16 protein-coding genes and 1 tRNA gene are annotated in these 24,789 nt (G+C 70.4%); 10 read left to right on the top strand and 7 right to left on the bottom strand.

All coding sequences use genetic code 11. The annotated features are described in order from the left end of the window. The first annotated feature begins 6 nt into the window (after nt 1–6). From ACFYZA_RS09655 to ACFYZA_RS09630, 6 genes are all read left to right on the top strand, one after another. A complete protein-coding gene (locus tag ACFYZA_RS09655; RefSeq protein ID WP_388488887.1) occupies nt 7–573 on the top strand; it encodes a hypothetical protein in 567 nt (188 codons plus the stop codon). Nucleotides 574–694: 121 nt separating this feature from the next. Beyond that, nucleotides 695–1,732, top strand: coding sequence for a rod shape-determining protein (locus ACFYZA_RS09650; RefSeq protein WP_161258290.1), 1,038 nt, complete (start codon nt 695–697; stop codon nt 1,730–1,732). A gap of 57 nt (nt 1,733–1,789) precedes the next feature. Continuing rightward, entirely contained in the window at nt 1,790–3,367 is a 1,578-nt protein-coding gene (locus tag ACFYZA_RS09645) for a GAF domain-containing protein (RefSeq protein WP_388488884.1), read from the top strand. A gap of 323 nt (nt 3,368–3,690) precedes the next feature. Continuing rightward, entirely contained in the window at nt 3,691–5,118 is a 1,428-nt protein-coding gene (locus ACFYZA_RS09640; protein WP_388488881.1) for an acyl-CoA synthetase, read from the top strand. Then, nucleotides 5,111–6,454, top strand: a complete 1,344-nt coding sequence (locus tag ACFYZA_RS09635) for a carboxyl transferase domain-containing protein (protein WP_388488879.1) — start codon at nt 5,111–5,113, stop codon at nt 6,452–6,454. Before ACFYZA_RS09640 ends, ACFYZA_RS09635 begins: the two co-directional genes overlap by 8 nt. 326 nt (nt 6,455–6,780) lie before the next feature. Further along, a complete protein-coding gene (locus tag ACFYZA_RS09630) occupies nt 6,781–8,319 on the top strand; it encodes a right-handed parallel beta-helix repeat-containing protein (RefSeq protein ID WP_388488876.1) in 1,539 nt (512 codons plus the stop codon). Here the strand turns inward: ACFYZA_RS09630 and ACFYZA_RS09625 are convergent. Further along, on the bottom strand, nt 8,292–9,560 hold the full coding sequence (locus ACFYZA_RS09625) for an MFS transporter (protein ID WP_382591707.1): 1,269 nt from the start codon (nt 9,558–9,560) through the stop codon (nt 8,292–8,294). The genes ACFYZA_RS09630 and ACFYZA_RS09625 overlap by 28 nt on opposite strands. 454 nt (nt 9,561–10,014) lie before the next feature. Here ACFYZA_RS09625 and ACFYZA_RS09620 point away from each other — a divergent pair, with 454 nt between their 5' ends. Then, nucleotides 10,015–10,194 (top strand): hypothetical protein, encoded by a 180-nt coding sequence (locus ACFYZA_RS09620; protein WP_388488874.1) that lies wholly within the window; start codon nt 10,015–10,017, stop codon nt 10,192–10,194. Between the two features lie 132 nt (nt 10,195–10,326). Here ACFYZA_RS09620 and galU read toward each other — a convergent pair whose 3' ends face one another. Together galU and ACFYZA_RS09610 are read right to left on the bottom strand one after the other, a co-directional pair. Continuing rightward, nucleotides 10,327–11,265: a UTP--glucose-1-phosphate uridylyltransferase GalU gene (gene galU / locus ACFYZA_RS09615; RefSeq protein ID WP_382597774.1), complete on the bottom strand. Its 939-nt coding sequence runs from the start codon at nt 11,263–11,265 to the stop codon at nt 10,327–10,329. Between the two features lie 47 nt (nt 11,266–11,312). Then, nucleotides 11,313–13,304: a GtrA family protein gene (locus tag ACFYZA_RS09610; RefSeq protein ID WP_388488872.1), complete on the bottom strand. Its 1,992-nt coding sequence runs from the start codon at nt 13,302–13,304 to the stop codon at nt 11,313–11,315. A 112-nt stretch (nt 13,305–13,416) separates the two neighbouring features. On the opposite strand from ACFYZA_RS09610, the gene ACFYZA_RS09605 reads away from it, so the two are divergent. Further along, entirely contained in the window at nt 13,417–14,391 is a 975-nt protein-coding gene (locus ACFYZA_RS09605; protein ID WP_382597770.1) for a glycosyltransferase family 2 protein, read from the top strand. Nucleotides 14,392–15,459: 1,068 nt separating this feature from the next. Here ACFYZA_RS09605 and ACFYZA_RS09600 read toward each other — a convergent pair. Together ACFYZA_RS09600 and ACFYZA_RS09595 are read right to left on the bottom strand one after the other, a co-directional pair. Continuing rightward, a complete protein-coding gene (locus ACFYZA_RS09600; protein WP_388488870.1) occupies nt 15,460–17,010 on the bottom strand; it encodes a trypsin-like serine protease in 1,551 nt (516 codons plus the stop codon). A 150-nt stretch (nt 17,011–17,160) separates the two neighbouring features. Next, entirely contained in the window at nt 17,161–17,631 is a 471-nt protein-coding gene (locus tag ACFYZA_RS09595; protein ID WP_388488868.1) for a hypothetical protein, read from the bottom strand. A 537-nt stretch (nt 17,632–18,168) separates the two neighbouring features. On the opposite strand from ACFYZA_RS09595, the gene ACFYZA_RS09590 reads away from it, so the two are divergent. Together ACFYZA_RS09590 and ACFYZA_RS09585 are read left to right on the top strand one after the other, a co-directional pair. After that, nucleotides 18,169–22,077 (top strand): polymorphic toxin-type HINT domain-containing protein, encoded by a 3,909-nt coding sequence (locus ACFYZA_RS09590; protein WP_388488867.1) that lies wholly within the window; start codon nt 18,169–18,171, stop codon nt 22,075–22,077. Nucleotides 22,078–22,211: 134 nt separating this feature from the next. Beyond that, entirely contained in the window at nt 22,212–22,739 is a 528-nt protein-coding gene (locus ACFYZA_RS09585) for a hypothetical protein (protein WP_388488864.1), read from the top strand. 597 nt (nt 22,740–23,336) lie between these two features. Here ACFYZA_RS09585 and ACFYZA_RS09580 read toward each other — a convergent pair. Both ACFYZA_RS09580 and ACFYZA_RS09575 read right to left on the bottom strand, forming a co-directional pair. Further along, nucleotides 23,337–23,413, bottom strand: a tRNA-Met gene (locus ACFYZA_RS09580). Between the two features lie 505 nt (nt 23,414–23,918). After that, a complete protein-coding gene (locus ACFYZA_RS09575) occupies nt 23,919–24,743 on the bottom strand; it encodes a hypothetical protein (protein ID WP_388488863.1) in 825 nt (274 codons plus the stop codon). Between the last annotated feature and the right edge of the window lie 46 nt (nt 24,744–24,789).

Here is a 24,789-nt window from a genome sequence, read left to right as displayed (position 1 = left end):
GACGTCATGACGGAAACCGTGACGCGGCCGTTCGGTCCGCTGGACTTCCAACTCGTGCTGCTGCGGCGGATGGCCGACCACCAGCCGGGCCTCGTCGAGGACGCCCGGCACGAGCTCGGCGCCTCCATCGCGGACATGCGCGAGGCCAACAGACGCTGGCAGGCGATGCTCCGATCGGCCCGCTCCCGTGGCGCCCTGTCCCGCTACCGCTCGGTGCTCGGGCCGCCGGAGGCGGTCGTGAAGCGCAGGATCGGGGACCTGGACTGCGAGGCCCAGCTGTGGCCGGTGCCGCTCTGGCCGGACCTGCGGTTCGAGGTGCTGGCCGGGCCCGGCGGTGCGGTGTGGAACGAATGGCTGGTCAGAGCCCCCGGCACACCGGGTCCCGAGCTGCGCCGGGAGGAGGATCTGCGGCCCTGGTCCTGCACGGTGGACGAGGTGGCGCGGGCCTTCCCCCCGGCCCGCCCGATGGAGGGCTCGGCGCCGACGCGCTGGCAGCTGTCGGTCACCCTGCCCGGCGGCGGCACCCGCGTCGCGGAGTTCACCTGGGGCCTGCTCCAGCGCCTGCTGCCCTGACGCCCGTCCTCTTTCTGGCTGATCGTCAGCTGGGCCCTCCCCGACCGGCGCATCCCAGCGCGCGCCGGTCCCCCGGCGGTCGCAAGATGCGAACTAAGTACCGCTCTCGGGAGGATCTGCCGTGACCGTCAGTCTTGAGCAGTTGCGCCGTTGCCATGTAGCCGTCGACCTCGGAGCCGCGAGAACCCGGGTCTACGTCAAGGGAGCCGGACTCGTCGTGGACGAGCCGAGCGTGGCCGCCGTCAACACCCGTACCGGCGCGCTCATCGCCGTCGGCGCCTTCGCCGAACAGATGACGGGCCGCACGCCCGACTACATCCGGGTGGCCCGACCGGTGTCCGGCGGCACCGTCGTGGACATCGAGATGGCCCAGCGCATGCTGCGTCACCTCCTCGGCGAGAAGCTGCGCCGCCAGTTGCGCCGCAAGCCCCGGCTGCGCGCCGCCGCCTGCACCCCCCACGACAGCGACCCGCTGGCCCAGCGCGCCGCGATGGAGACCCTGGTGGGCCTCGGCGCCCGCCGGGTCGAGCTCGTCGACACCCTGATCGCGGCCGCCGTGGGCTGCGGGCTCCCGGTGGAGCAGCCCACCGCCACCATGATCATGGTGTGCGGGGCCGCCACGACCCAGATCGCGGTGCTCTCGCTCGGCGCCATCGTGACGGCCGTCCGCATCCCCGTCGGCGGCGAGGCCATCGACCACGCGGTCATCCAGCACCTGCGCCACCAGCACGAACTGATGCTGCCGAGCCAGTCCGTGCGCCCCCTGCAACTGGCCCTGCGCGGCAACGGCCTCACCCCCCAGGGCCCCGCGTCCACCGAGATCCACGGCCGTGACGTCGCCACCGGCCTCGCCCGGTCGGTCCTGGTCGACACGGCCGCCGTGCGCAACGCCATCCACACCCCGCTCACCGCGGTGCTCGACGGCATCGGCAAGGTGCTCCGCGAGTGCCCGCCCGACCTGGTCGCCGACCTCGCCGAGCGGGGCATCATGATGGTCGGCGGCAGCGCCCTGCTCCCCGGCCTGGACCAGATGCTGCGCGACTCGACGGGCATGCCGGTGCACATCGCGGAGCGGCCCGACGTCTGCGCGATCCAGGGCCTCGGCTCGATGCTCGAAGGCCGCATCCAGCCGATGGTCCTCGACCCGCTGGCCGAGTGAGCGGCACGACAGTCCCCGCTGCCGGGGCGGCCCGCTACGCCGAGGGATCCTCGAAGGATGAGTGAAGCGGAGAGTCCGGACAACACGGCGCCCCGACTGCCGATGCTCCTGCAGGCGGTGCTCGGCGTCGGAACCGACCTCGAACTGCGCACCACCCTCCAGCACATCGTGGAGTCGGCGACCGAACTGACCGATGCCCGGTACGGGGCGCTCGGGGTGATCGACCCCGAGCGCGGCCGGCTCACCGATCTGTTCACGTCCGGCCTCACCGACGCCGAGCGCGCGGAGATCGGCCAGCTGCCCGACGGCCGCACCGGACTGCTCGGCGCCCTCGTCCAGGACCCGCAGCCGATGCGCCTCGACGACCTCGAGAGCGACCCCCGCTCGGCCGGCCTGCCGCCCGGCCACCCCCCGATGCGCTCGTTCCTCGGCGTACCGATCCGGGTGCACACCCAGGTCTTCGGCAACCTGTACCTCACCGAGAAGCGCGGCGGCACGTTCACCGAGGACGACCTCGCCCTGCTGCGGGTACTCGCCGCGCAGGCCGGCATCGCCATCGGCAACGCCCGCCTGTACGAGACCGTACGGCTGCGGGAGCGATGGATCGAGGGCGCGGCCGCCGTCACCACCTCCCTGCTCACCGGCGAGCCCGCGGCGGACGCCCTGATGAAGGTCGCCGAGCGGGCCCGGCTGCTCGCGGACGCGGCCGCCGGGGTGGTGCTCCAGCCCACCCCGGCCGGCGGCATGGAGATCGTCGCGGCCTCCGCACCGGACGACCCCGACGACATCGTGGGCACCACGATCGAGCCCGGCTCGCCGGTCCTGGTCCAACTCCTGGGCGGGGAGCCGGTGTTCCTGGAGGACTCGGCGACCGATCCCCGGATGACCACGCACGTGCGCAGCCGGTTCGGGCCGAGCATGATGCTGCCGCTGCAGAGCGGCGGGAAGCTGATCGGCACGCTCGCGCTGCCCCGAAGGCGCGGCGCCCGTCCGTACACGGCGGTCGACCGGCTGCTCGCGGGCCAGTTCGCCTCGCAGGCCGCCCTCGCCCTCGTCCTGGCCGACGCCCAGCACAACCGCGAGCAGCTCGCCGTGTACGAGGACCGGGACCGGATCGCCCGTGACCTCCACGACCTGGTCGTGCAGCGTCTTTTCGCCACCGAGATGATGCTGGAGTCCACCCGGCGCCGGGCCGAGAAGGCCGCGGCCGACGACACGGACGAGATGCTCACCCGGGCCGTCGACGAGCTCGACTCCACGATCCAGGAGGTCCGCACCGCGATCTTCGCCCTCCAGCAGCCGCCCGCCGACGCCCCGACGACGCTGCGCGGCCGGGTCCTGCGCGAGACGGCGGGCGCGGGCGCCCTGCTCGGCTTCCGGCCCTCGGTGCGTTTCGAGGGCGCGGTCGACACCCTGGTGGGCGAGCCGGCGGACACCCAGCTCGTCGCCGCCCTGCGCGGCGCCCTGGCCGCGGCCCACCGCCGGGCCGGGGTGTCCTCGGTACGCGTCGTGGTGGACGCGGGCGCCGAACTCCCCGACGGGCGGCCCGGGGTGCGGCTCACCGTGGTCGACAACGGCATGCGCGACGACGGCATCCGCGGCACGACCCTGACCTGGCAGTCCCCCCTCCACTGACCCCGCCCCACCCCGGCGAGCCCGCCGCCGGACACAGGGGGTCAGGGGCGCGGGGAGCTGCGCGACCAGCCACGCACGATGCGAGGCCGAAAGGAGGTCAGGGGCGCGGGGAACTGCGCGAACGGCCCCCACGACCCGCACGGCCCGCACGGCCACGGCCCGCCGTGACGGCGCTCACGCCCGGGCCGACTCCAGTGGAACGCGGGGCCGGGTACGGCAGGATGCTGATCATGCGTCCGGACGGCGCCGCGTAGGGTCGAAGACCCGGGACCCGGCACGGTTCGGGCCCCGCCCGCGCCGTCGACGTCCGAGGAGTCCCTTACGTGTCCCCTCTCTTCCCCTCCCTCTACGCCGCCGACCCACGGGAGGCGATCCGCTTCGGCGAACACACGCTGACCCACGCCGAACTCGCGGCCGCCGCGGCCCCGCCGGCCCGCCGGATCGCGGATGCCGGGCGGGTCGCGGTCTGGGCGACGCCGACCCCGCAGACGGTGATCGGCGTGGTGGCGGCACTCGTCGCGGGTGTACCGGTGGTGCCGCTGAACCCGAAGACGGGCGAACGGGAGCTGACCCACATCGTCCGCGACAGCGGGCCGACGGCGGTACTGGCCGGAGCGGGTGACCAACTCCCCCCGGCGCTGGCTGAGTTGACCCGTATCGACGTGAGCACCGACGCCGGCACCTACGCGGCACCGGGCCCGGGCCTGCCGCCGGAACCCGATGACGAGTCGGCGGCCTTCGTCATCTACACCTCCGGGACGACCGGGCCGCCGAAGGGGGCGGTGCTGCCGAGGCGGGCGGTCGCGGCGACGCTCGACGCGCTCCGGGACGCCTGGGACTGGACGGCCGACGACGTCCTGGTGCACGGGCTCCCGCTGTTCCACGTCCACGGCCTGATCCTGGGCGTCCTCGGCCCGCTGCGCCGCGGCGGCTCGGTGCGCCACCTCGGCCGCTTCTCGGTGGAGGGCGTGACGCGCGAACTGTCGACGGGCGCGACGATGCTGTTCGGCGTGCCGACGATGTACCACCGGATCGCCGAAGTCGTGGACGGCGACCGGGAGTTGGCGAAGGCCCTGACAGGAGCGCGCCTGCTGGTGTCCGGCTCGGCGGCCCTCCCGGCCCCCGACCACCGCCGCATCGCGCAGGCGACGGGCCGCGCGGTCATCGAGCGGTACGGCATGACGGAGACGCTGATGCTGTGCGGCGAGCGGGCGGACGGCGAGCCACGCCCCGGCACGGTCGGCGGCCCGCTCCCCGGCGTCGAACTCCGCCTGGCCGACGAGGCCGACGGCATCGGCGAGATCCAGGTGCGCGGCCCGAGCCTGTTCAGCGGCTACCTGAACCGCCCGGACGCGACGGCCGCGGCCTTCACCGAGGACGGCTGGTTCCGCACCGGCGACATGGCGAGCCTGGACGCGGACGGCCAGGTGCGGATCGTGGGCCGCAAGGCCACCGACCTCATCAAGAGCGGCGGCTACAAGATCGGCGCCGGCGAGATCGAGAACGCGCTCCTGGACCACCCCGGTGTCCGCGAGGCCGCGGTGACGGGCGAGCCGGACGACGACCTGGGCGAGCGCATCGTCGCCTGGGTGGTGCCGGCCGACCCCCAACTGCCGCCGGATCCGGACGAGTTGACGAACCACGTGGCCGACCAGCTCGCACCCCACAAACGCCCGCGCGTGGTGCACTACCTGCCCGAACTGCCCCGCAACGACATGGGCAAGATCATGAAGCGAGCACTGCATGTCTGAGCGTGCGACGGAACGCATGTCCGCGAGGGCGGCGATCGCGACGGTGACGGACCACTTCGCCGAACTCCCGGTGCCGGAACGGGACTTCCCGCAGGACGGCCCCCTCGACTGGGCGGGCTACGGGGCGTCACGCGCCCGCGCGACGGAACGGACGGGCGAGGACGAGTCGGTGGTCCCCGGCCTCGCGGAGGTGGCGGGCCGGCCCTGCGTCCTGATCTCCTTCGAGTTCGGCTTCCTCGGAGGCTCCCTGGGCCGCCGGACGGGCGACCGCCTGGAAGCGGCGTACGAGGCCTCGCGCGAGCGGCGCCTTCCGCTGGTCTCGCTGATCGCGACGGGCGGCAGCCGGATGCAGGAGGGCATGCTCGCGCTGACCCAACTCCAGCGCGTGGCACGGCAGTCGGCGCTGCTGAGGGAGGCGGGCCTGCCGCAGATCGCGGTGCTGCGCGACCCGACGACGGGCGGCGGCTGGGCCACGCTCGGCGCGGGCGCCGATGTGGTCCTCGCCCTGCCGGGCGTCCAGATCGGCTTCGCCGGCTCGCGGGTGCGCCCGGCGGACGCGGACCCGGCGGCCTACCGGGCGGAGGGCCAGCTCGCGGCGGGCCAGATCGACGCGATCGTCCGCCGCCAGGACCTGCGGGGCGTCCTGGCGGGCTGGCTCACCCTGCTCGGCGGCTCCCACCCCCGCGAACCGGCCCCGGTTCCGGCCCCCTTCGGCGATTCGGGGCTTCCGGCGGATGGCTGGGAGGCGGTGTCCCGGGCCCGCGCCGCGGGCCGTCCGCGCGCCGAGGCGTACCTGGACGCGTACTTCCCGCACCGCCAGGCTCTGGTGGGCGACCGGTGCGGGGGCGTGGACCCGGGGATGCTGTGCGGCTTCGGCCTGCACGCGGGGGTGAGTTACGCGTACGCCGCCCAGACCGGCACCGCGACCCGCCCGGCGGGCTACCGCACCGCGGCCCGGCTGATCCGCCTGGCCGACCGCCTGGGCATTCCGGTCCTGACCCTGGTCGACACCCCCGGCGCGGCGAACGACGCGGCGGCGGAACGGGAGGGGCAGGGCGCGGCGATCGCGGACGCCTTCGCGGCGGTGGCGTCCGCGCGGGTGCCGGTGACCACGCTGGTCATCGGCGAGGGCGGCTCGGGCGGGGCGCTCGCCCTGACGTCCCCGGACCGGATGTGGGTGACGGCGGACAGCTACTTCTCGGTGATCGCCCCGGAGCAGGCGGCGGCGATCCTGAAGCGCGACGCGTCGGAGGTGCGGCGGACGGCGTCGCAACTCCGTTTGCGCCCACAGGATTTGGTGGAGCTGGGGGTGGCGCGGGGGGTGCTGGGCGGCTAGCCGCCCCCAACCCCCTTCTCGTCCTCACACCGTGCGTGGCCGGTCGCGCAGTTCCCCGCGCCCCTTGGCGGTACCGGGTGCTGGGGCATCTTCAGCCCGTCCGGCGTTTGAGGACGAGCGCCCTTAAGGCGCGAACGGGGTCTGGGGCGGAGCCCCAGGGGCCCGGAACCAACCAACCCCGAGTCACGGGATGGGGGTCCCCCCTGCTCATTGAGAGCTTGGGGGAGGGTGGGCAAACCCCCAGGGCCCGGACAAACGCCGGCCGTGCTTGGACTTTCGTGCCGGGGGCGATTGGGGGGCCACCCCCCGAGGGGAGCCTCACCCGCATGAGATACGCCGCCCTCCTCACCCTCGCCCTGCTGACCCCCGCCCTCGCCCCCGCACAGGCCACCACCACCCCCACCACGTACTACGTGGACTGCCGCGCCGGCAACGACACCAACCCCGGCACCTCCCCCGCCCACCCCCTGCGCACCCTCGCGAAGGCCGGCGCGAGAACGTACCGGCCCGGTGAGCAGATCCTCTTCAAACGCGGCACCACCTGCACCGGCACCTTCGCCCCGAAGGGCTCGGGCACCCCCGGCGCCCCGATATCGGCCGGAGCGTACGGCACCGGCACGGGCAAGCCGCACCTGGAAGGGGGCGGCGCCCGGGCGACCGTACTGCTCGACGGCGTCCAGCAGTGGGAGCTGCACGACCTGGACGTGTCCAACACCGGCCCGGCGACCACGACCGCCCGCCGCGCAGGCGTCCTCGTCCGCCTCAGCGACTTCGGCACCGGCCACCACTACGCCGTGCGCGACGTCGACGTACACGACGTGAACGGCGCCGACTTCAAGGACCCGGACCCCTCCGGCGGCATCCTCTTCGCGGCCCAGGGCGCCACCACCCCCACCGGCTTCGACGACGTCACGGTGAGCGGATCGACCGTGGCCCACGTGGACCGCACCGGCATCGGAACGTCCTCGACCTGGGGCCGGCGCCCCGAGTACCCCGACGGCCCCGGCACCCGGTTCGTACCGATCACCGCCCTGCGCATCGAGAACAACCGCGTCTCGGACACCGGCGGCGACGGCATCGTCATCCAGAACGCGGACGGCGCGCTCGCCGAGCACAACACCGTCGACGGGTTCAACGCCCGCTCGGCCGGCTACAACGCCGGTCTGTGGGCGTGGAATTCGGACCACGTCCGCTACGAGTACAACGAGGTGTCGCATGGCCACGGCACCCGCGACTCGATGGCGTTCGACATCGACGGCGGCAACAACGGGAACGTCTACCAGTACAACTACAGCCACGACAACGAGGGCGGTTTCCTGCTCGTCTGCAACGGCGGCGGCATGACGTCGGACGGCAACGTCGTGCGGCACAACATCAGCGTCAACGACCGCAACCGCAGCGCCCCTTACGGCATCGTGTCCGTGGTGTGCGGCCCCTCGACCCGCACCCAGGTGTACGACAACACCGTCGTGACGAACCAGTCCGGGACGGCAATGGTGAGTGACAACGGGCCCGGAAACGTCACCTTCCGCGACAACGTGTTCGTCTCGACCGCGTCCGGCGGCGCCCCCTTCGCGGACCCCCGCAACACCTACGACCACAACCTGTACCGGGGCGTGGGCTCCGCGCCCGCCTCCGACCGCTCCCCGGTGACCGCCGACCCCGCTTTCACCGCCCCGGCCCCGACGGGCCCCTATGACGTCCAACTGCGTCCGGGTTCACCGGCGTTGAGGGCCGGCGTCCCGGTCGCCGACGGCGTCACCCAGGACTGGTTCGGCAACGCCATCGCATCCCCGCCGAACATCGGCGCCTACCAGGGCCCGGGCGCGACACCCCGTTACGGGACGGGGTTGCGCGCGTCGTAGCGCGAGAAGCTGCGGCGGCTGAGCCCGAGCACCGTCACCGCGAGGACACAGGCGAGGCCGCCGCCCACCACCATCACGGTGGGCGAGGTGAGGTCGGCGACCGTGCCGGCGAGGAAGTCGCCGAGCCTCGGCCCGCCCGCGACGACCACGATGAACACGCCCTGGAGCCGGCCGCGCATGTCGTCGGGGGCGGCCACCTGCATCATCGTGTTGCGGAACACCATGGACACCGTGTCCGAGAACCCGGCGACGGCGAGCATCAGCAGGCCGAGCCACAGGTGCCGGGTCAGGCCGAACGCCGCGATGGCCGCGCCCCAACCGCCCACCGAGACCAGCACGGCGAGCCCGTGCCGGTGGATGCGCCCCTGCCAGCCGGAGAACACCCCGCCGAGCAGCGCGCCGACGGCCGGCGCCGCGACGAGCAGCCCGGTGGTGCGGGCGTCGCCGCCGTACCAGAGGACGGCGACGGCCGGGAACAGGGCGCGGGGGTGGGCCAGGATCATGGCGCAGAAGTCGCTGAAGAAGGTCATCCGCAGATTGGGCCGGGTGGCCAGGAACCGCAGGCCTTCCAGGACCGAGGGCCGCTTGGTGCCGCCGGTCCGCTCGGGCAGCATCGCGGGCAGCCGCCACATCGCGTACAGGGAGGCGGCGAAGGTGACCGCGTCGATGAGGTACGCCGTCTTGTACCCGGCGAAGCCGACGACGAGGCCGCCCAGCATCGGCCCGACGAGCGTGCCGGTCGTCATGATCATGGAGTTGAGGGCATTGGCGGCGGGCAGGTGCTCGGGCGGCAGCAGCTTCGGGATCATCGCCGCACGGGCGGGCGCGTTGAGCGCCTGGCAGATCGACTGGAGCGCGATGACCGCGTACAGGAACCACACGTTCGCGACCCCGGCGAAGGTCCCGGCCGACAGCGCCGCCGAGAGCGCGGCCGAGCCGAGCGCGCTGTACAGGCCGAGCTTGCGGCGGTCGACGGTGTCGGCGATGGCGCCACCGTACAGACCGAACGCGACCAGCGGTACGAGGGTGAAGATGCCGACCAGGCCGACGTAGAAGCTGGAGCCGGTGAGGTCGTACACCTGGAGGGAGATCGCCAGGGCCGTCATGCCGCTGCCGACCCACGAGACCATGTTGCCGAACCAGAGCCTGCGGTAGTCCGCCGATACCCGGAACGGCGTGAGGTCGGCGAATATGCGGCGCCGCGCGGGTATCTCCCCGCCGCCTCCGGATCCGGATCCGATGGTGGGGGCGGGCCCCGGCGGGGTCCCGGTGGGCTGTTCGGCTTGTTCGGTCACGCGGGATGCTAACTCCCCCCGCGCGCACCCCGGTAGGAGCGGCCTCACAGCGCGGGCCGCCCGCCAAGTGCGCGAATGATCTCCGCGCCCTTCGCGGGCCCTTCGGCGGGTGCGGAACCCGCGCCGACGGGTCCGTACCCCGGGCGGGTCAACGCGCCGAACTCCACTTTCCCGGCGATCCCGACGCGTTCGAAGGGCCCGAACACGTCCCCGCGAGCACATCGCCTCAGGTGGGGGGCACGGCGGCCCGAACCGGTCACCCAGGCAACCTTTACGCCACGCCTACATGCGCGCGCCGAAGCCCCCTGGCGCCGCTACGCTTCCCCCGATCAGTAAGCGTCGTCGCCGCCCCCGCCTTCATCAGGCGGGGGCGGCGACGCATCTCGCCGAAAGGCCCACCATGAACACCCTGATCTCCGCCGCCGCCCGCAGCACCGCCACCCCGGCAACCACCCGGCACGTGCCGCTCGCCGCACGCGCCGCCGCCCAGCACGCCGGCCGCGTCCCCGCCGCCCTCGACCGCGTCACCGCGGCCGCCGCCAACGTGCCGAGCGCCTCGGCCTTCCAGTCGGCCCTGTGAAAGATTCGTAGTCCCCGGTCCCAGCACAGAGGCCCCCGGCAGCCGCACGTTCCGTGCACACCACCGGGGGCCTTCGTCCGCGTCGGCGGCCACGCGGTCACCCGCCCCGCCCGCCGCGGCTTCGCGCGCCCGTCAGCCGTCTTCCGGCAGCGGGGCGTCCGCGAGTTCGGTGGCGGTGAAGTCCCGCAGCCAGGACCGGAAGTCCGGCCCCAGGTCCTCGCGCTCGCAGGCGAGCCGGACGATCGCGCGCAGGTAGTCGCCCCGGTCGCCGGTGTCGTAGCGACGGCCGCCGAAGACGACGCCGTGGACCGGACCGCCGTCGTTCCCGCGGGCCGCCATCTCCCGCAGGGCGTCGGTGAGTTGGATCTCGCCGCCACGGCCCGGCGGGGTCTTCCGGATGGCGTCAAAGACCGCGGGGTCGAGCACGTACCGGCCGATGATCGCGTACGCGGAAGGGGCCTCGCCCGGCTCGGGCTTCTCGACCAGATCCGTGACGCGCACGACGTCGTCATCGTCGGTGGCCTCGATCGCGGCGCAGCCGTAGAGGTGGATCTGGGCCGGGTCGACCTCCATGAGCGCGATGACGCTGCCGCCGAACCGCTCCTGGACCTCGATCATGCGGGAAAGCAGCGGGTCGCGCGGGTCGATGAGGTCGTCGCCGAGCAGCACCGCGAACGGCTGGTCGCCGACGTGCGGCTCGGCGCAGAGCACCGCGTGCCCGAGCCCCTTGGGGTCACCCTGACGGACGTAGTGCAGGGTGGCGAGTTCGCTGGACTCCCGCACCCGGGCCAGGCGGGATTCGTCGCCCTTGCGGATGAGGGCCTCTTCGAGCTCGTAGTTGCGGTCGAAGTGGTCTTCCAGGGCGCGCTTGTTGCGCCCGGTGATCATCAGGACGTCGGAGAGGTCCGCCGCCCGGGCTTCCTCGACGACGTACTGGATGGCCGGCTTGTCGACGACCGGCAGCATCTCCTTGGGCGTGGCCTTCGTCGCGGGCAGGAACCGGGTTCCGAGCCCGGCCGCGGGGATGACGGCCTTGGTGACCGTGCGGGGCCGGGGGTTCAGTGACGGCATGGCGGTGCGGTTTTCCTTCTGTGGGATACGGGTGCGGGACCTTCGGGTCACCGCGCGGCGGCGACGCCCTCGTGCGGGTCCGCGGCCGGGGCCTCGGGGGACGCGGTCCTCGCCACGGGCGACACCTCGGGGACGGATTCCGTCTCCTGCGCGGCTTCGGCGGCCTTCGCACGGCGCCGCGCCACGTACCCGGCCGCGATGAGGACCAGGGCGACGGTGCCGGACAGCGCGGGCCAGTACACGTACCGGAAGTTGGACTGGGGCGCCGTGGGCACGTAGGCGAGGATGTACAGCACGGTGCTGGCTCCCAGAAGCCTCAGCTCCCGCGTGTAGGGCCCGGTCCAACGGCGGCGCAGCACGAGCACCAGCGAGACGGCCAGCCAGAACCAGCCCTGGAACAGCATCGGCAGGTCGCGGTCGAAGCCGGTCACATAGCTCTGCAGCGTGTACTTCAGGGGCGTGTTGACCGGCGCGTCCTTGAGGACGTCGAGCTTGGTCACGGAGCCGTCGTAGAAGGCCAGGTTGCCCTGGAAGAGGAGCTTCGCGAACACCTGCCCCCGGTACGCGGCGTAGCCCTGCAGGTGCTTGGGCATCTGCTGCGTCCACATGCGCACGAGCACGTCGGCGTGCTGGCCCAGCTCGGTGGCACCCTGCGACAGGTCCCTCGGGTAGCAGTTGAAGTACACGTCGGCCTGGATGTGCCGCTTCTTGCACTGGACGGTGGTGGTGACCAGGCGGTCACGGAAGTCCGGGCTCGCTCCGGCCTGCTCGGCGGCCGCACGGATTTCCTTCGGGGTGAGCACGTGGGTGAGGTCGTCCAGGGGAATCTGCGCGTACTGCCGGGTGGCCACGGGGCTGGTGGCCGCCGAGACGGTGACGCTGCCGACCGCGGTGATCGCGACGAGCGCGCCGGTGGCGATCAGCCAGCGGCGGCGGCCCGGGGCGGGCCACACGGCCATGACGAGCAGCATGAAGACCGGGATCACGGCCGGGAAGCCGTTCTTGCGCACCAGGACGGCGTAGGCGAGGAACAGCACGCCGAGGACCAGCAGGGCCCAGCGCGTCTTGGTCCGGCCCGCGGGCAGTTCGCGCGCGGTGAGCGCCACCGCGAGGACGGCGAGCAGGGCGTACGCCATGTGCACGTCCTTCCACACCACCCCGGTGAAGGTCAGGATGTGCGGGGCGAGGCCGACGGCGAGCATGGCGAGGGACAGCGCACGGCTGCCGGTCTTCTTCCACAGCAGCCGGGCGAGGACCCACAGCGTCGCCCACAGGACGGCGGTCTGCAGCGCGGCCATGGCCGAGATGGCGCCGGTGGTGTCGATGAGGACGCGCCACAGCAGGGCCATCACCGGCGGGTGCCAGTCGGTCACCGGCCGGTTCCCCAGCGCCTGCATGAGCTGGTCCACGCTGTCCGCGCTCAGGTAACCGGGGTGGAAGACGGCGTTCACCACGACACCGCAGATGATCGCGATGACGGCCAGGCACCAGGGCCAGAGCTCGCCGCGCCGCCAGGCGCCGCGCAGTGTCGTGGTCCACCGGTCGGCGGTAGCGGGCACGGGAGTGGAGTCCTTTCCAGGCTGGCTGAAGACGAGGGTCCGGTAGGCGACGAAGCGCAGCAGCGTCGCCGCCGCCCAGCCGATCAGCCGGGCCACGTTGTCGCTCAGGGGCGACCCGAGGCCGAACAGTTCGTGGGAGACGAAGACGGGGACGGCCGTCACGGCCATGCCCGCCAGATTGATGACCAGGAACCAGACGATCTCACTGCGCTGGGCGCCGCCGCGTCGGTCCCGGTAGGTCCAGTAGCGGTTGCCGAACCAGCTCACAGCCATCGCGAGCAGGGTGGCGACCACGGAGGCGAGCACCGGCGTGCTGCCCAGGATTCCGCCGCCCGAGGAGGAACCGAAGATCAGGAGGTTGAAACTGGCGGTCTCCACCACGAACGCGAGAGCGCCGACGATGCCGAAGGCCGCGACCTCCCGCCAGATCTTGCGCACCCACGCGGGCATGCGTCGGCTCCACGCCGTCGATTGCAGCATGCGCTGAACGTAAGCGTATGGGGGCCATGTGAACAAATAGAGATAGGATCCGGACGCTCAGCATCATCAGCATGTCACTCCCCGAACCCCTAACCGTAACGAGGGCCACCCGATGAATCCGGCGATTGCGTGTGTCGTTCCCTGCTACAACGAGGAGGCGGCCATCGGCAAGGTCGTTCGCGACCTGCGCGCGTCCCTCCCCGAGGCCGTCATCTACGTGTATGACAACGCCTCCACGGACGACACCGTCGCCGAAGCCCTCAAGGCGGGTGCCGTCGTGCGCCACGAGCCCCGCAAGGGCAAGGGCAACGTGATCCGCCGCGCCTTCGCCGACATCGAGGCGGACGCGCTCCTCATCATCGACGGCGACGACACGTACGACGCGTCGCGCGCCCGCGAGATGGTCGAGCTGCTCTTCGAGGGCCCGTACGACCAGATCGTCGGCGCCCGGCGGGAGATAGTCGAGACGGCGTACCGGGCGGGCCACGCGGTGGGCAACAAGATGCTGACGGGGACCGTCCGCTCCCTGTTCGGCAACGACGTCACCGACATGCTCAGCGGCTACCGCGTCTTCTCGCGCCGCTACATCAAGTCCTTCCCGGCGCTCTCGCACGAGTTCGAGACCGAGACCGAGATGACGGTGCACTCGCTCAGCCTGCGTCTGCCCACGGCCGAGATCGAGGTCGACTTCAAGGACCGCCCGGCGGGCAGCGTCAGCAAGCTGCGCACCTACCGCGACGGCTGGCGCATCCTGAAGCTCATCCTGGGCCTCGCCCGCCGCCAGCGCCCCTCGCTGTTCCACTCCGTCATCGCCGGCCTGCTCGCGCTCGTCTCGATCATCCTGGGCGCCCCCCTGATCAGCGAGTTCGTCCAGACCGGCACGGTCCCGCGCCTCCCCACCGCCGTACTGTCCGCCGCGATCATGATCATCGCGGTGCTCGTGCTGCTGGTCGGGTACATCCTGGAATCCTTCATGCACATGCGCCAGGAGCAGGCCCGCCTCGCCCACCTGCGGTACCCGGCCCCGACCCGCGACACGGACTTCGTCCCGGACATGCTCCACCAGAACGCCCCCAACCAGTCCTGACACCCCCCGCCTCACCACCGATCCGCCCGACGCGCCGACGCGCCGGGCGGATCGCTGTTTGGGGGGGCGGAGGACGGGCGACGCGGGGCGCGGGGTGCTGCTGGGCGGGGCGCCCGGGGGGGCTGGGCGGGGCACGGGGGGCTGCTGGGCAGGGCACGGGGGGCTGCTGGGCAGGGCGCGGGGTGCTGCCGGGCGGGGCACGGGGGGCTGCCCGGCGGGCGACCGGGCTTGCCGCGAGTTGTCGCTGGGCGGGCCGCCGGGATCGCCGGGCGGACTGTCCCCGGGCGGCCGGCCCGGGGTGCCTCCGGGCGGCCCGCCCGGCCCTCCTGGCGGCTCCGGGCCCTCCGCAAGCGCACGCGGACGCACTTGCCGTCCCACGCGTGTCCTGGCGCCGTCGGCGACTCGGAGCGATCACCTCGACCTGAACCATGAGCCCACAGAGTCGCCGCCCGACAGGTCCGCACCCCGGAAGTCGTGCTCGATACCGAAGAGGCTGTAGCCCTCGTCAGCGTGCCAATCCCGCAACTGGCCGTCGTCTCAAAGTCGTTCGGGAACGCCTTCGGCTGCCATTTCCTATGAGTACGGGATGAGACGGTCTCCCCCGACCGTGGAGTTCGACCATGCGCTTGACGCTGTCGACCGCTTGGGACGCTCGCCGCCATGAGGGCATCGCCCCACACGCGAACTGCCGAGGGCCCCTTCCGGCTACGAAAGGGGCCCAGCGAATTCAGCGTGGTCAGATGGCGATGCCGTCGATGGGCTTGACGACGGAGGCGGTCATGCCGGCTCCGGAACTGGTGACGGTGAACAGGCGCCGACGCCCGGCCTTGACGACCCCTGGATCGGCATCATCCATCCCGTCGGCACCGACGCCGTATCCGGCTCAGCCGTATCGCTGCCCGAGCAACCACCGTGCGAGGCAAGCGGGTTGAGCGCGGCCCTTGGGGCACACATCCGCAGGCTGCCACAGCGGCACTGGGAAAACCCGCACATTCGGCGCGGCCGCGGCTGCCGCCCGCAGAGCCGCTCCGGATGAAGAGGGAGCTCTGCGGGCGACCCGGGGCCAAATCAAGGGTTGGCGGGCCAGGCGTTCTTGCCGACGGCGATGGAGCCCTTGCCGTTGCCCTGGTAGAAGTTGAAGCGCTGCTGGTTGTTCCAGAGGCCGCCCATGTCGGTGTTGCCGTCGCCGTCGAAGTCACCGGCCAGGACGACGGGCATGCCCTTCCAGCCGTTGTCCGGCCACATGGGGACACCGTTTTCGAGGCCGCCTTGTGCGTTGCCGTAGCGGACGAGGGCGCCGGTGTCGGTGAGGGCGACGACGTCGTCGAGGCCGTCGTTGTTGAAGTCGCCGGCCACGACCTTCTGGGAGTACTGCCAGGTGTTGTCGCGCCACATGTTGCGCTTCTGGCCGGTGAGCTTGCCGTCGGCGCCGGTGGTGTAGGCGTACAGGGCGCCCTTGGGGCCGGCGTTCCAGACGGCGAGGAGGCCGTCGCGGCCGGAGGCGTCCGCCTTGAAACGCGTGAGCTGCAGCATCGGGTTCCAGTTGGTCGTCTCATCGAGCCACATGGGCTTGCTGAAGTTGAGAGGGCCGTCGGCCGTGCCGAGGTACAGGTGCAGGGGGCCGTTGGCCCACACGGCGGCGATGTCGGTGATGCCATCGCCGTTGAAGTCGCCGCCGACCATCTTGGTGATGGACTTGCCCCAGGTGCCGTCGGTGTTCCACAGGGGACGGCCGTACTCGAAGGTCCCGTCCTTGCGGCCATAGAAGGCGTGCAGGTTGCCGTCCTTGAGGGTGGCGGCGACGTCGGTGATGCCGTCGCCGTTGAAGTCGCCGCTCGTCATCAGGGAGGTGACGTCAGGGACGATCGTGGCGAGGCGGATCTGCTGCACCCAACCGTTGACGTTGTCGAGACGGGCATTGACGGCGCTGGTGCGAGTCTCGGTGGGATCGGTGCCCAGGCAACCGCCCTGCCAGGACTGGGAGTTGACGGCGAAGAGTTCGGGGGTGCCGTTGTTGTCGCGCAGCGCGGGGCCACCGGCGTCGCCCTGGCAGATGGTGGCGTCGGCCGAGCCGTTGAGGTCGAGCGTCTTGTCGCCGACGGTGGCGACGGTGAAGGCGGCGGAGTGCAGCTTGCTGGGCACCCACTCGGTTTTCGTCCGCCCGAACCCGGCAGCTGTCAGCTTGTTCGAGGCGGCGGGCGCGGTGGTGGCGACCTTGACCGGGGTGATGCCGGTAACGGGCTTGGCGAGCTTGACCATGGCGAGGTCACGGTCGGCGTGCGGCATGACGTAGGCGGCATCGACGACGGTGCCGGCGCTCGTGCTGAGGTCGGTGCGGCCGATGGTGACCGTGGTCACCACGGCGGGCTTGCCGGTCTGGGCGGGCTTGCCGTCAACAGCGAAGCAGCTGGCGGCGGTCAGCACCCACTGCGGGTCGACCAGCGCGCCCGAACAGGCCTGCTTGTCACCGATGTTGAGCTTCGCGGTGAACGCATAGTGACCGACCTTCACCTCACCACCCGCCATAGCGACTGCGGGAGTGGGAGCGGCAAGGCCTGCTGCCGCGGCGAGGGCAAGCACCCCAGTGGTCCACACGGCGCGTGAACGCGTTCCGGACATGACTATTTCGTTCCTTACAAATCTTGAGAACAGCCGCAGCAGGTATCGGCGGCGGCTGCGGTTCCTATACATCTCGACCGCCGCCCTCCGACAGCACGGCGCAGCGCGCAGCAGTTGGAGGAGACGTGCCAGGGACGCTGCAGTAGGGGATCAGCCGCTCACGCGAAGCTCGACCAGCGTCGCTTCCTTGCCACCGCCAGGGATGTCGCCGGCACCCACCGGGGTCGTGACGTTCTTGGGAGCATTGACGACCTTGGTCTTGCCTTCCGCCGTCAAGGTCGCGCGGACAGGGCGGTCAAGGGGCTGGACACTGAAAGTCCCGGGTATCTCCAGGGTCAAGTATCCATTTTTCGCAAGGGACTTGAAGCAGGTCGTGGAGGATTCCCAGTCCTTAATAGCATCGACCTTGATGTCCCAGGACCCGGCCGTGCAGTCGGCCAGAACAATGCCGCCATCACCCTTGTTCAGCTTGAGACCGCGCTCCTTGAGGATGGCTTGTGCATTCGGATACCCGAACGTTTCCACTGCCGATGGCGGCTCAGCACCGGCCGGAGCCTTCTGCGGCGCGGACGTGGCGGCTTGCGCCACTGAAATGGCGGCAATGGCCACAGCGGTGGACACGAGGGCCAGGGTCGGGGCGACGAGCAACTTGTGGGACCAGGATATCGCCATGAGTCTCTTCCGGGAGTACGTGAATGAGGGTGGGACAGAGCTTCTTCCGTGAAGCTGGCGAAACTTATCACCCCCACGCCTGATGCCGTATCACCAGGACGTTCGCGGAAGGACCGAGGCCGATATCAACTCGTTACTTTTGGATACCATTGCCTTCACTATTTGATTCCCATACGAGGATTTTACGCGGATCCATTGGATCAACTACGCAGATCCACAGGACAGTTGCCCATGCCACCGGCTCGTGGCCCTTCGTCTCGTCCGGCCCGACCACCCTCTCGATTTACCTTCTCCATAGCACGTACTTTGCCTTGCCCAGGCCTGCGTCCCGGTGCGCGAAGTGACATCGGATGGTCTATCAGCTGGCTATGCTCGCCGCGCCGGAACTTCGGCAACACTGAACGAGCAAGAGAGAACTACCTAGTGAGAACCAAGGGGAAACGCCTGCCACGGCGCATACGTGCCGTATGGGCGGCAGTCCTGCCGATGGCGCTGGTCGTCGGTCTGGCCGGGGCGGGGCCGGCCGGTGCAGCCGAGCCAGCGGAGGGTGACGATTCCTTCAGTACTGAGTACAACCCCATACCGGCGACCGATCGTGGTCGGGTGGTGGAGGCCTGGAGGCAGGGCGGGACGGGGGTTCGGCTTGCCGCCGAGGCCGCGTTGCTGGGCAGTGATGCCGATGTAAAGCGTTTCCTGGACACCACCAGGGCAGTTGCCGAACACACGGACGCCAAACTCGAGACCATTCAATTGATCTCGCTCAGCGGCCCGAATGTGCGCGGAGCGGCTTCGGAGGCCTATAACGGAACGCCTGCGCAGCTGGAGGCCTTCCTCAAGGACGGTTGGGAGAAGCCTCTTGAGGCGGACCAGCGCCTTCAGGTCACCCAGATCCTCAGCACCGGCGGCCCCATGGTCAAGGGTGCCGCCCAGAAGGCCCTGAACGGGACGAGCGAGAACGTCCGCGAATTTCTGCGCACCACGCAACAGCGCGCGCAGGAGGCCGACGACCGGCTCCTGACCACCCAGATCCTCAGCACCGGTGGCCCGGCCGTCAAGCAGGCAGCACAACTCGCCATTAATGGCACGGCTGCGGACCGCCGAGAGTTCATCGCGGTGGGCCAGCACGTTGCCCGCGCCCGGGACCAGGAACGGGCCACGGTCCAGCAACTGGCCCAGCAGGCAAAAGAGGCCGGCGCCCAGGCGAAGAAGGCAACCGACGAAGCCAAAGAGGCCTCCGATCGAGCGGTAACCGCCTCGAAGTTCGCCAAGGATGCCGCAGAGGACGCCTCCAAGGAGGCCAAGGAAGCCGGCACGAGCGCCTACAAGGCGGCAGCGGCGGCTTCCAAGGCTGCAGAGGCAGCCAACGGCGCCGCTCAGGCAGCGCAGCAGGCGATCACAGCCGCCCGCAAGGCCAGCCAGTCCGCCCAGGTCGCGGCGAGCGCGGCATCAGCTGCGGCATCGGCGGCCACGGGTGCGGCTCAAGCCGCCGCCCAGGCCCGAAGCGCGGCCGCAGCCGCAGCCGGGGACGCCGGCCAGGCGGCGACCGCTCGCAAGGCGGCCCAGCAGGCACGCGATGCGGCCAAGGCGGCCGACGACTCCGATGCGGCGGCAGGACAGGCTTCGACCGCAGCCACCGAAGCGGCCAAGGCGGCGGAGGCGGCGGCGGACGCCGGCGTCAACGCGGGAGTCGCGGCCGGCGCTGCGGGCCAGGCCAGCCAGCTGGCCACTGCCGCGGGCGCACACGCGGAGGACGCCAAGGTCGCCGCAGCCCGCGCGAAGCGCTACGCCAGCGAGGCGACCCAGGCCGCCCGTGCGGCATCCGCACTTGCACGACAGTCCGCCGAAGCGGCCAACGACGCCCGGATATGGGCTCGTTCAGCTGCAAAACATGCCCGGAACGCCGCAGCTGCGGCGGACAAGGCGGCCGACTATGCCGGTCAGTCCAGCAGCGCGGCCAGTGACGCCAAGGCTCACTCCGCGGCCGCACAGGAGGCGGCGGCTGTCGCGGCCGACGCTGTGAATACGGCACGCAAGACGCACGAACTTGCTGTCAAGAGTGAGGAGGTGGATCTCAAGGCCCGGACGGCTCTGGCCATTGACCAGGCCAGGAGCCTCAAGGCCGAGGAAGACGACCGCAAGAAGGACGAAGCGCGCGCGGCGGAAGAAGACCGTGCGCTGGACGCCCGAGCCGTCGACATCGCCCAAGAGGCAAAGCGCCCAGGAACATCCGCCGACCAGATAGCGGCCCAAGGGCGCCAGCTGGCCGTGCTTGCCCTCAAGGGACGTGGGCCGTGGGGCCAGATCACCGCTGCTGTGGCACTGGCCGGCCCGGACAAGGACGTTCGCGACTACATCCTGTCGGGCTGGAAGACCGCGGTTGAGCAGGACAACCGGGCCCGAGCGGAGCGGCTGGCGGAAGAGGGTCTGACTCCGCCCGTCAAGGAAGCCGCCGAAAAGGCACTCGCCGGTGACGCCGCGGCTGTTGAGACCTTCCTGCGCATGGGGCAACACCAAGCCGCGCTGGCAAGTTATCGGCTGAAGGTCACGCAGATCCTCAGCTCGGGAGGCGTCAATGTCAAGGGTGCGGCGCAGGCGGCACTGAATGACGGGTCTCCGGAAGTGCTGGCAGAATTTCTGGCCAGAGGGCAGTACGCCTCCCGCGCCACGGACGAACGGGTGCTCTCGACCCAGTTGCTCAGCAGCGCTGGCCCTGAGGTCAAGGCCGCGGCGAGCATCGCCCTGGAAGGAACGCCTCAACTTCTGCACGATTTCGTCCAAAGCGGCCGATTCATGGCAGAGCGCAAGGACGGACTCGCGGCCACGCATGCCGCTCAGGTCCAGGCACTGATCGCCGAAGGCGCCGGCATCGCGGCCACGGCTCAGCGGGACGCCTACCAGGCGGCCGAGTCCGCGGCGACGGCCGACCGGGCCGCCACCGATGCTGAGAGGTACAAGCGGCAGGCTCAGGAGTCGGAGAAGCGGGCTAAGGACTATGCCGACAGCGCCGCGCGATCGGCAGAGGCAGCTACTGCGTCGGCCGCCCGGGCAGCCGAATCGGCGAAGCGGGCCAGCTCGGCAGAGGCGGCTGCACACAAGGCCAGCCGGGAGGCTCAGGTCTCGGCGGCGCTCGCGGAAAACTCGGCCGCTAGCGCACGCAGTTCGGCCAACGCTGCCTGGACGGCGGTCAACGAGGCACGAGCCTCCGCCGAAGCTGCGGGCAAGGACAGCGAGGCAGCAGGCAAGGCCGCGACGGAAGCCCTCAACGCCTACCTCGGCAAGAAGGCCGAGGAAGAGGCGGCCCAGCGGCAGAACCAGGAAGACCAGCAGACGCTGGAGGAGATCAACCGCCTCCGCGAGGAACTCATCTCGGAAGAGAACGAGATCGACTGGGGCCAGTTCGCCAAGGACGGCGGCCACCTGCTCCTTGACGCGGCGGGCAGCACCAACATCCCGATCGTCAGCAACGCCGCCAACGCCGGAAACTGCGGCTGGTACGCATCAGAGAAGCAATACGTGGACGCCGCAGCTTCGTGCATCGGCATCGCACCGGGAGCCGGCGTCGCCAACGCCGGCAAGGCTGCCAAGGGCAGCAAGAAGCTCTGGGGCTTCCTCAAGAAGGCCTTCGGCAGCAGCCGGAAGTGGGCCGAGCCTTGCCGGGTCCCCAACAGCTTCGCCCCCGGAACCCTGGTCCGTATGGCCGATGGGTCCACCAAGGCGATCGAGAACATTGAGACCGGTGAAAGGGTCCTGGCCACCGACCCCGCCAGCGGCCGTACCGAAGCACGGTCCGTCGACGACATTATCGTGGGTGACGGGCAGAAGAACCTGGTCAAACTGACCGTCGACGCCGACGGCGATCCGGGCGGAGCCACCGGAACCGTCACAGCGACTGCGGGCCACCCCTTCTGGCTCCAGGACCAACAGCGCTGGGTGAACGCCGGAGAGATCCAGCCGGGAGCGCTGCTGCGCACCTCGGCAGGAACCTGGGTGAAGGTCACAGCCACCGAAGCATGGACCGCCACCCAGCGGGTCTACAACCTCAACGTCAACGGCATCCACACCTACTATGTCCTGGCCGGCGGGGCTGCCGTCCTCACTCACAACGCCGACCCCTGCAACTGGACGTCGGAGTGGTCGGCGCTGCCCAAGGGGAAGCAGAAGACCGTCCGGGAGATCGAGACACCGGAGCAGATGCGGGCCACGTTCGAGCGATGGGTCGACGGCGCGGAACGACTTCCCGCGACCTCCGACGGCAGGATTCAGGAGCAGTACATGACCAAGGACGGGTCCGTCATAAAATGGCGTCCGACTTCAGGGTCCGGTGGGGTAACCATCGAAATCGCCCCGGCCAGCAATAAGAAGAAGCTGCTCAAGGTGCACCTTCCCAAGAAGTAGGCCGAGGAGCTGACGGACATTCACATCGAGGGCGTATCGCCGTGATTCACGGCGATACGCCCTCCCCGTACCGGGCCGAGCACCTTCTTCTCGGCTCTTCTCGGCCCAACCATCAAATTGCTTGGAGTAGTTGCATGAATGAGCTCTTGACCTATCAGGGTAAATCGTTCATCAATTTTCGGGACTATGCATTCGCCGACGCCAGGGACCACGCCTACCGGTGGGTCGACGTGAAGCACTTCCTCATCGTCCCGGAGTCCGCCCGGGACGAGGACCTGCTGACCGCCCTGATCGCCCACCCCCAGTTCCGGGACAACTATGCCAGCGACGAGGAGGGACGCCTCGATCCGACCGGCGAACGCCACGGTGACTACTGGGCTCGCCACATCACGGCGACCAGCTACAGCCACGTCACAGCCTCGGCCGCGGCCGACACCGTTCGCGAGTGGGCCCATCAGTTCGGCCCCCTCCCCGAGGCACTGGCGAACGAATTGCAGACCGTGGCGCTCACGCCCTTGATCGACGCCGACTGCTACCAGCTCGGAGAGCTCGACGACGAATTCCTCCACGACTGGGGAGGGTCGCACATCGACTTCCACGAATTTGTCCTGATCAACCGCTCCACAGGCAGTCTCTCTCTTCTCGTGGCGACCGATGACTGACGACTGACCGCTCACCCACAAAGCCCGAGAGAGAAGAGGATCAGCCTCGGAGCCGTGCAGGAGCGAGAAGGAATCCGACTGGGTCTCTGCGTCCTCTTTCTCGTCATGCGATCCGGCGGACTCCGGCCTCTCGGCCCCTTGGCCGATGTCCCGCATGCAGGTGTGCACGGTCGCGCGACGCTCACAGACCTCGACACTCACCGCGTGATCGTCCGGCCGACCGTGCCGCCCGGAGCACCCGATGCGGATCAGGGACGTCCGCGCGTCTCGAAGCACGCCGACCGCCCCGCGACGCGGTCCTGAATCCGGTCTAGCCGCACTCGCCGGCCACACGACGCACGCGCCGGGAACGGACACGTCCTCACCGCCCGAGCGCCGACGACGACTGCGTAGAGGTCGCTCGGGACCGACTTGAAGGGCGGCCTCGGCTGATGACCGTCGTGGCGGCAGGGTGAATGGGCCGTGCGGGTGATCACTCGATGGGGATCGCCGCGCGCAGCGCCATGGCCCGGGGCAGCTCACCGGGCTAGCTCGGCGATACACCCCAGACAACGCCAAAGGCGCAGGCCAGATCGTTTCTGCACCTGCGCCTCGTAGTGGGGCGGGTGGGACTCGAACCCACGGCCGACGGATTATGAGTCCTTTGAGGATCTTGGCGGCCGTTGCCTGTCTACGCTCGGACATGACGTTTTCGCAGCTCAGAAGGGGTGGGCCATGTCGACGCCCCTCTGTCTATGTCAGTCCGTTCCAGTCCTTGTGTCCCGACTGCGTCCCGACACCGCCCTGATTGGACGACTCCACGAGCCTGACGGGCAAGTAGCGCCAGCTTGGGGAGGTACTTGAACCCCACCGCAGCGGATTTCCCTTCCAACGCACAGAGGCTCCGCCCCCCGAGTTGGGGCGGAGCCTCTGTGGCCGTTCAGAACGGCCTGACGTCGTGCCGCCACCGTACAGGGACTGCGGGAGCCTATTCCAGGACGAGTTGTACTGCGCTAGGCGGCTGGGGCTTGCGACGCGCCTCGAGGAGGACTCACCCACCACTGAGAGCGGCCCCAGCCTCGTGCCGGCCGAAGGGCGGCTCGATGTATAGCCGGGCACTGTCGGGCTATGGCTCCCGTGTCGTTGCTCATGGCGCTCCCAGAGGGGCGCGGCCGCGCCCCTCCCTTCGAGTTGTACGGGTCAGTTGGTGGCAGCCTTCGCGCGCTGCCTGGGTGCGCGCTTTCGAGGGCGTCGGTTCGTGGTCGCTTCGGGCTGCCCTGCCTCCCGGTCGCCGGGATTTTCGGCGGGGCTCGCTTCGTGCTCGGTGTCGGCTCCAGGTTGGCTGCCCTCGCCTGGGGGCTCGGCGACGGGAATGGACACGCCGTCGATCTCGCTCTCGCGTGCGACGTCTTGTGGTTGTGGTTCCTCTGCCAGCACGGAGGTGACCGCTGGCTCGCGTTCGGTGAGCGAGGCCTCGTTGGTAAGGGGTCCAGCTGCTGCGTCGATCAAGGGGGCAACACCGACGTCGTGTGGCGTCGTATGTGCTTCCGGACCGCAGTCGCGCAGCGAGGTGCCCGTGACTGACGGGCCTTCGTTCATCACTTGCGAGAGGGCCTTGTCGAAGAGGTCTACCCACGGCCGGTGGCCGACATACAAGGGCCTGTAGTCGAAGGCCGGAAGGAGGTCGTCGAGGGTGCGCAGGATGATGACAGCGGGGTCTTCCTCCTCCTCGGTCACCAGGGTGGTCGCCTTGTTGTAGCGGTGGCCGTTGGGAAGGCGTGCATCGTAGGCGGCTTGATCAGCGAGGGTGGCGTCGTCCGGAAGTGGGGGCGCAGCGTTGCCGGTGATCCAGAGCTGGACGGAGGCACCGCCGAAGGTGGGGCGGAAGCTGATGGCGCGTCCGTCGCCGTCGATCAAGTGAGCTGCACCGTCGGCTGGCGCCTCAGGGTCGAGGGTCCAGTCTCCTGCGAGGCTCTGAGTGAGGATGGCCGCCGTTTCTCGGACTGCGGCGTCGGTGATGAGCATGGGCATGTCCTTCCAAGAGGTCTGCGGGCGCGTCGTCGGCCCGCCC

The sequence above is a fragment of the Streptomyces sp. NPDC001828 genome (assembly GCF_042892175.1).
Taxonomy (GTDB): Bacteria; Actinomycetota; Actinomycetes; order Streptomycetales; family Streptomycetaceae; genus Streptomyces.
Note: the sequence above shows the minus strand (reverse complement) of the source record. Positions and strands in the feature narration are given on the sequence as shown.

Bases quoted from the DNA above. Each gene is read 5' to 3' on its own strand.
- ACFYZA_RS09605 (WP_382597770.1), top strand. From the start codon at position 13,417: ATGAATCCGGCGATTGCGTGTGTCGTTCCCTGCTACAACGAGGAGGCG.
- ACFYZA_RS09645 (WP_388488884.1), top strand. From the start codon at position 1,790: ATGAGTGAAGCGGAGAGTCCGGACAACACGGCGCCCCGACTGCCGATG.
- ACFYZA_RS09590 (WP_388488867.1), top strand. From the start codon at position 18,169: ATGGCGCTGGTCGTCGGTCTGGCCGGGGCGGGGCCGGCCGGTGCAGCC.
- ACFYZA_RS09630 (WP_388488876.1), top strand. From the start codon at position 6,781: ATGAGATACGCCGCCCTCCTCACCCTCGCCCTGCTGACCCCCGCCCTC.
- ACFYZA_RS09635 (WP_388488879.1), top strand. From the start codon at position 5,111: ATGTCTGAGCGTGCGACGGAACGCATGTCCGCGAGGGCGGCGATCGCG.
- ACFYZA_RS09655 (WP_388488887.1), top strand. From the start codon at position 7: ATGACGGAAACCGTGACGCGGCCGTTCGGTCCGCTGGACTTCCAACTC.
- ACFYZA_RS09600 (WP_388488870.1), bottom strand. From the start codon at position 17,010: ATGTCCGGAACGCGTTCACGCGCCGTGTGGACCACTGGGGTGCTTGCC.
- ACFYZA_RS09610 (WP_388488872.1), bottom strand. From the start codon at position 13,304: ATGCTGCAATCGACGGCGTGGAGCCGACGCATGCCCGCGTGGGTGCGC.
- ACFYZA_RS09620 (WP_388488874.1), top strand. From the start codon at position 10,015: ATGAACACCCTGATCTCCGCCGCCGCCCGCAGCACCGCCACCCCGGCA.
- ACFYZA_RS09575 (WP_388488863.1), bottom strand. From the start codon at position 24,743: ATGCTCATCACCGACGCCGCAGTCCGAGAAACGGCGGCCATCCTCACT.
- ACFYZA_RS09585 (WP_388488864.1), top strand. From the start codon at position 22,212: ATGAATGAGCTCTTGACCTATCAGGGTAAATCGTTCATCAATTTTCGG.
- galU (WP_382597774.1), bottom strand. From the start codon at position 11,265: ATGCCGTCACTGAACCCCCGGCCCCGCACGGTCACCAAGGCCGTCATC.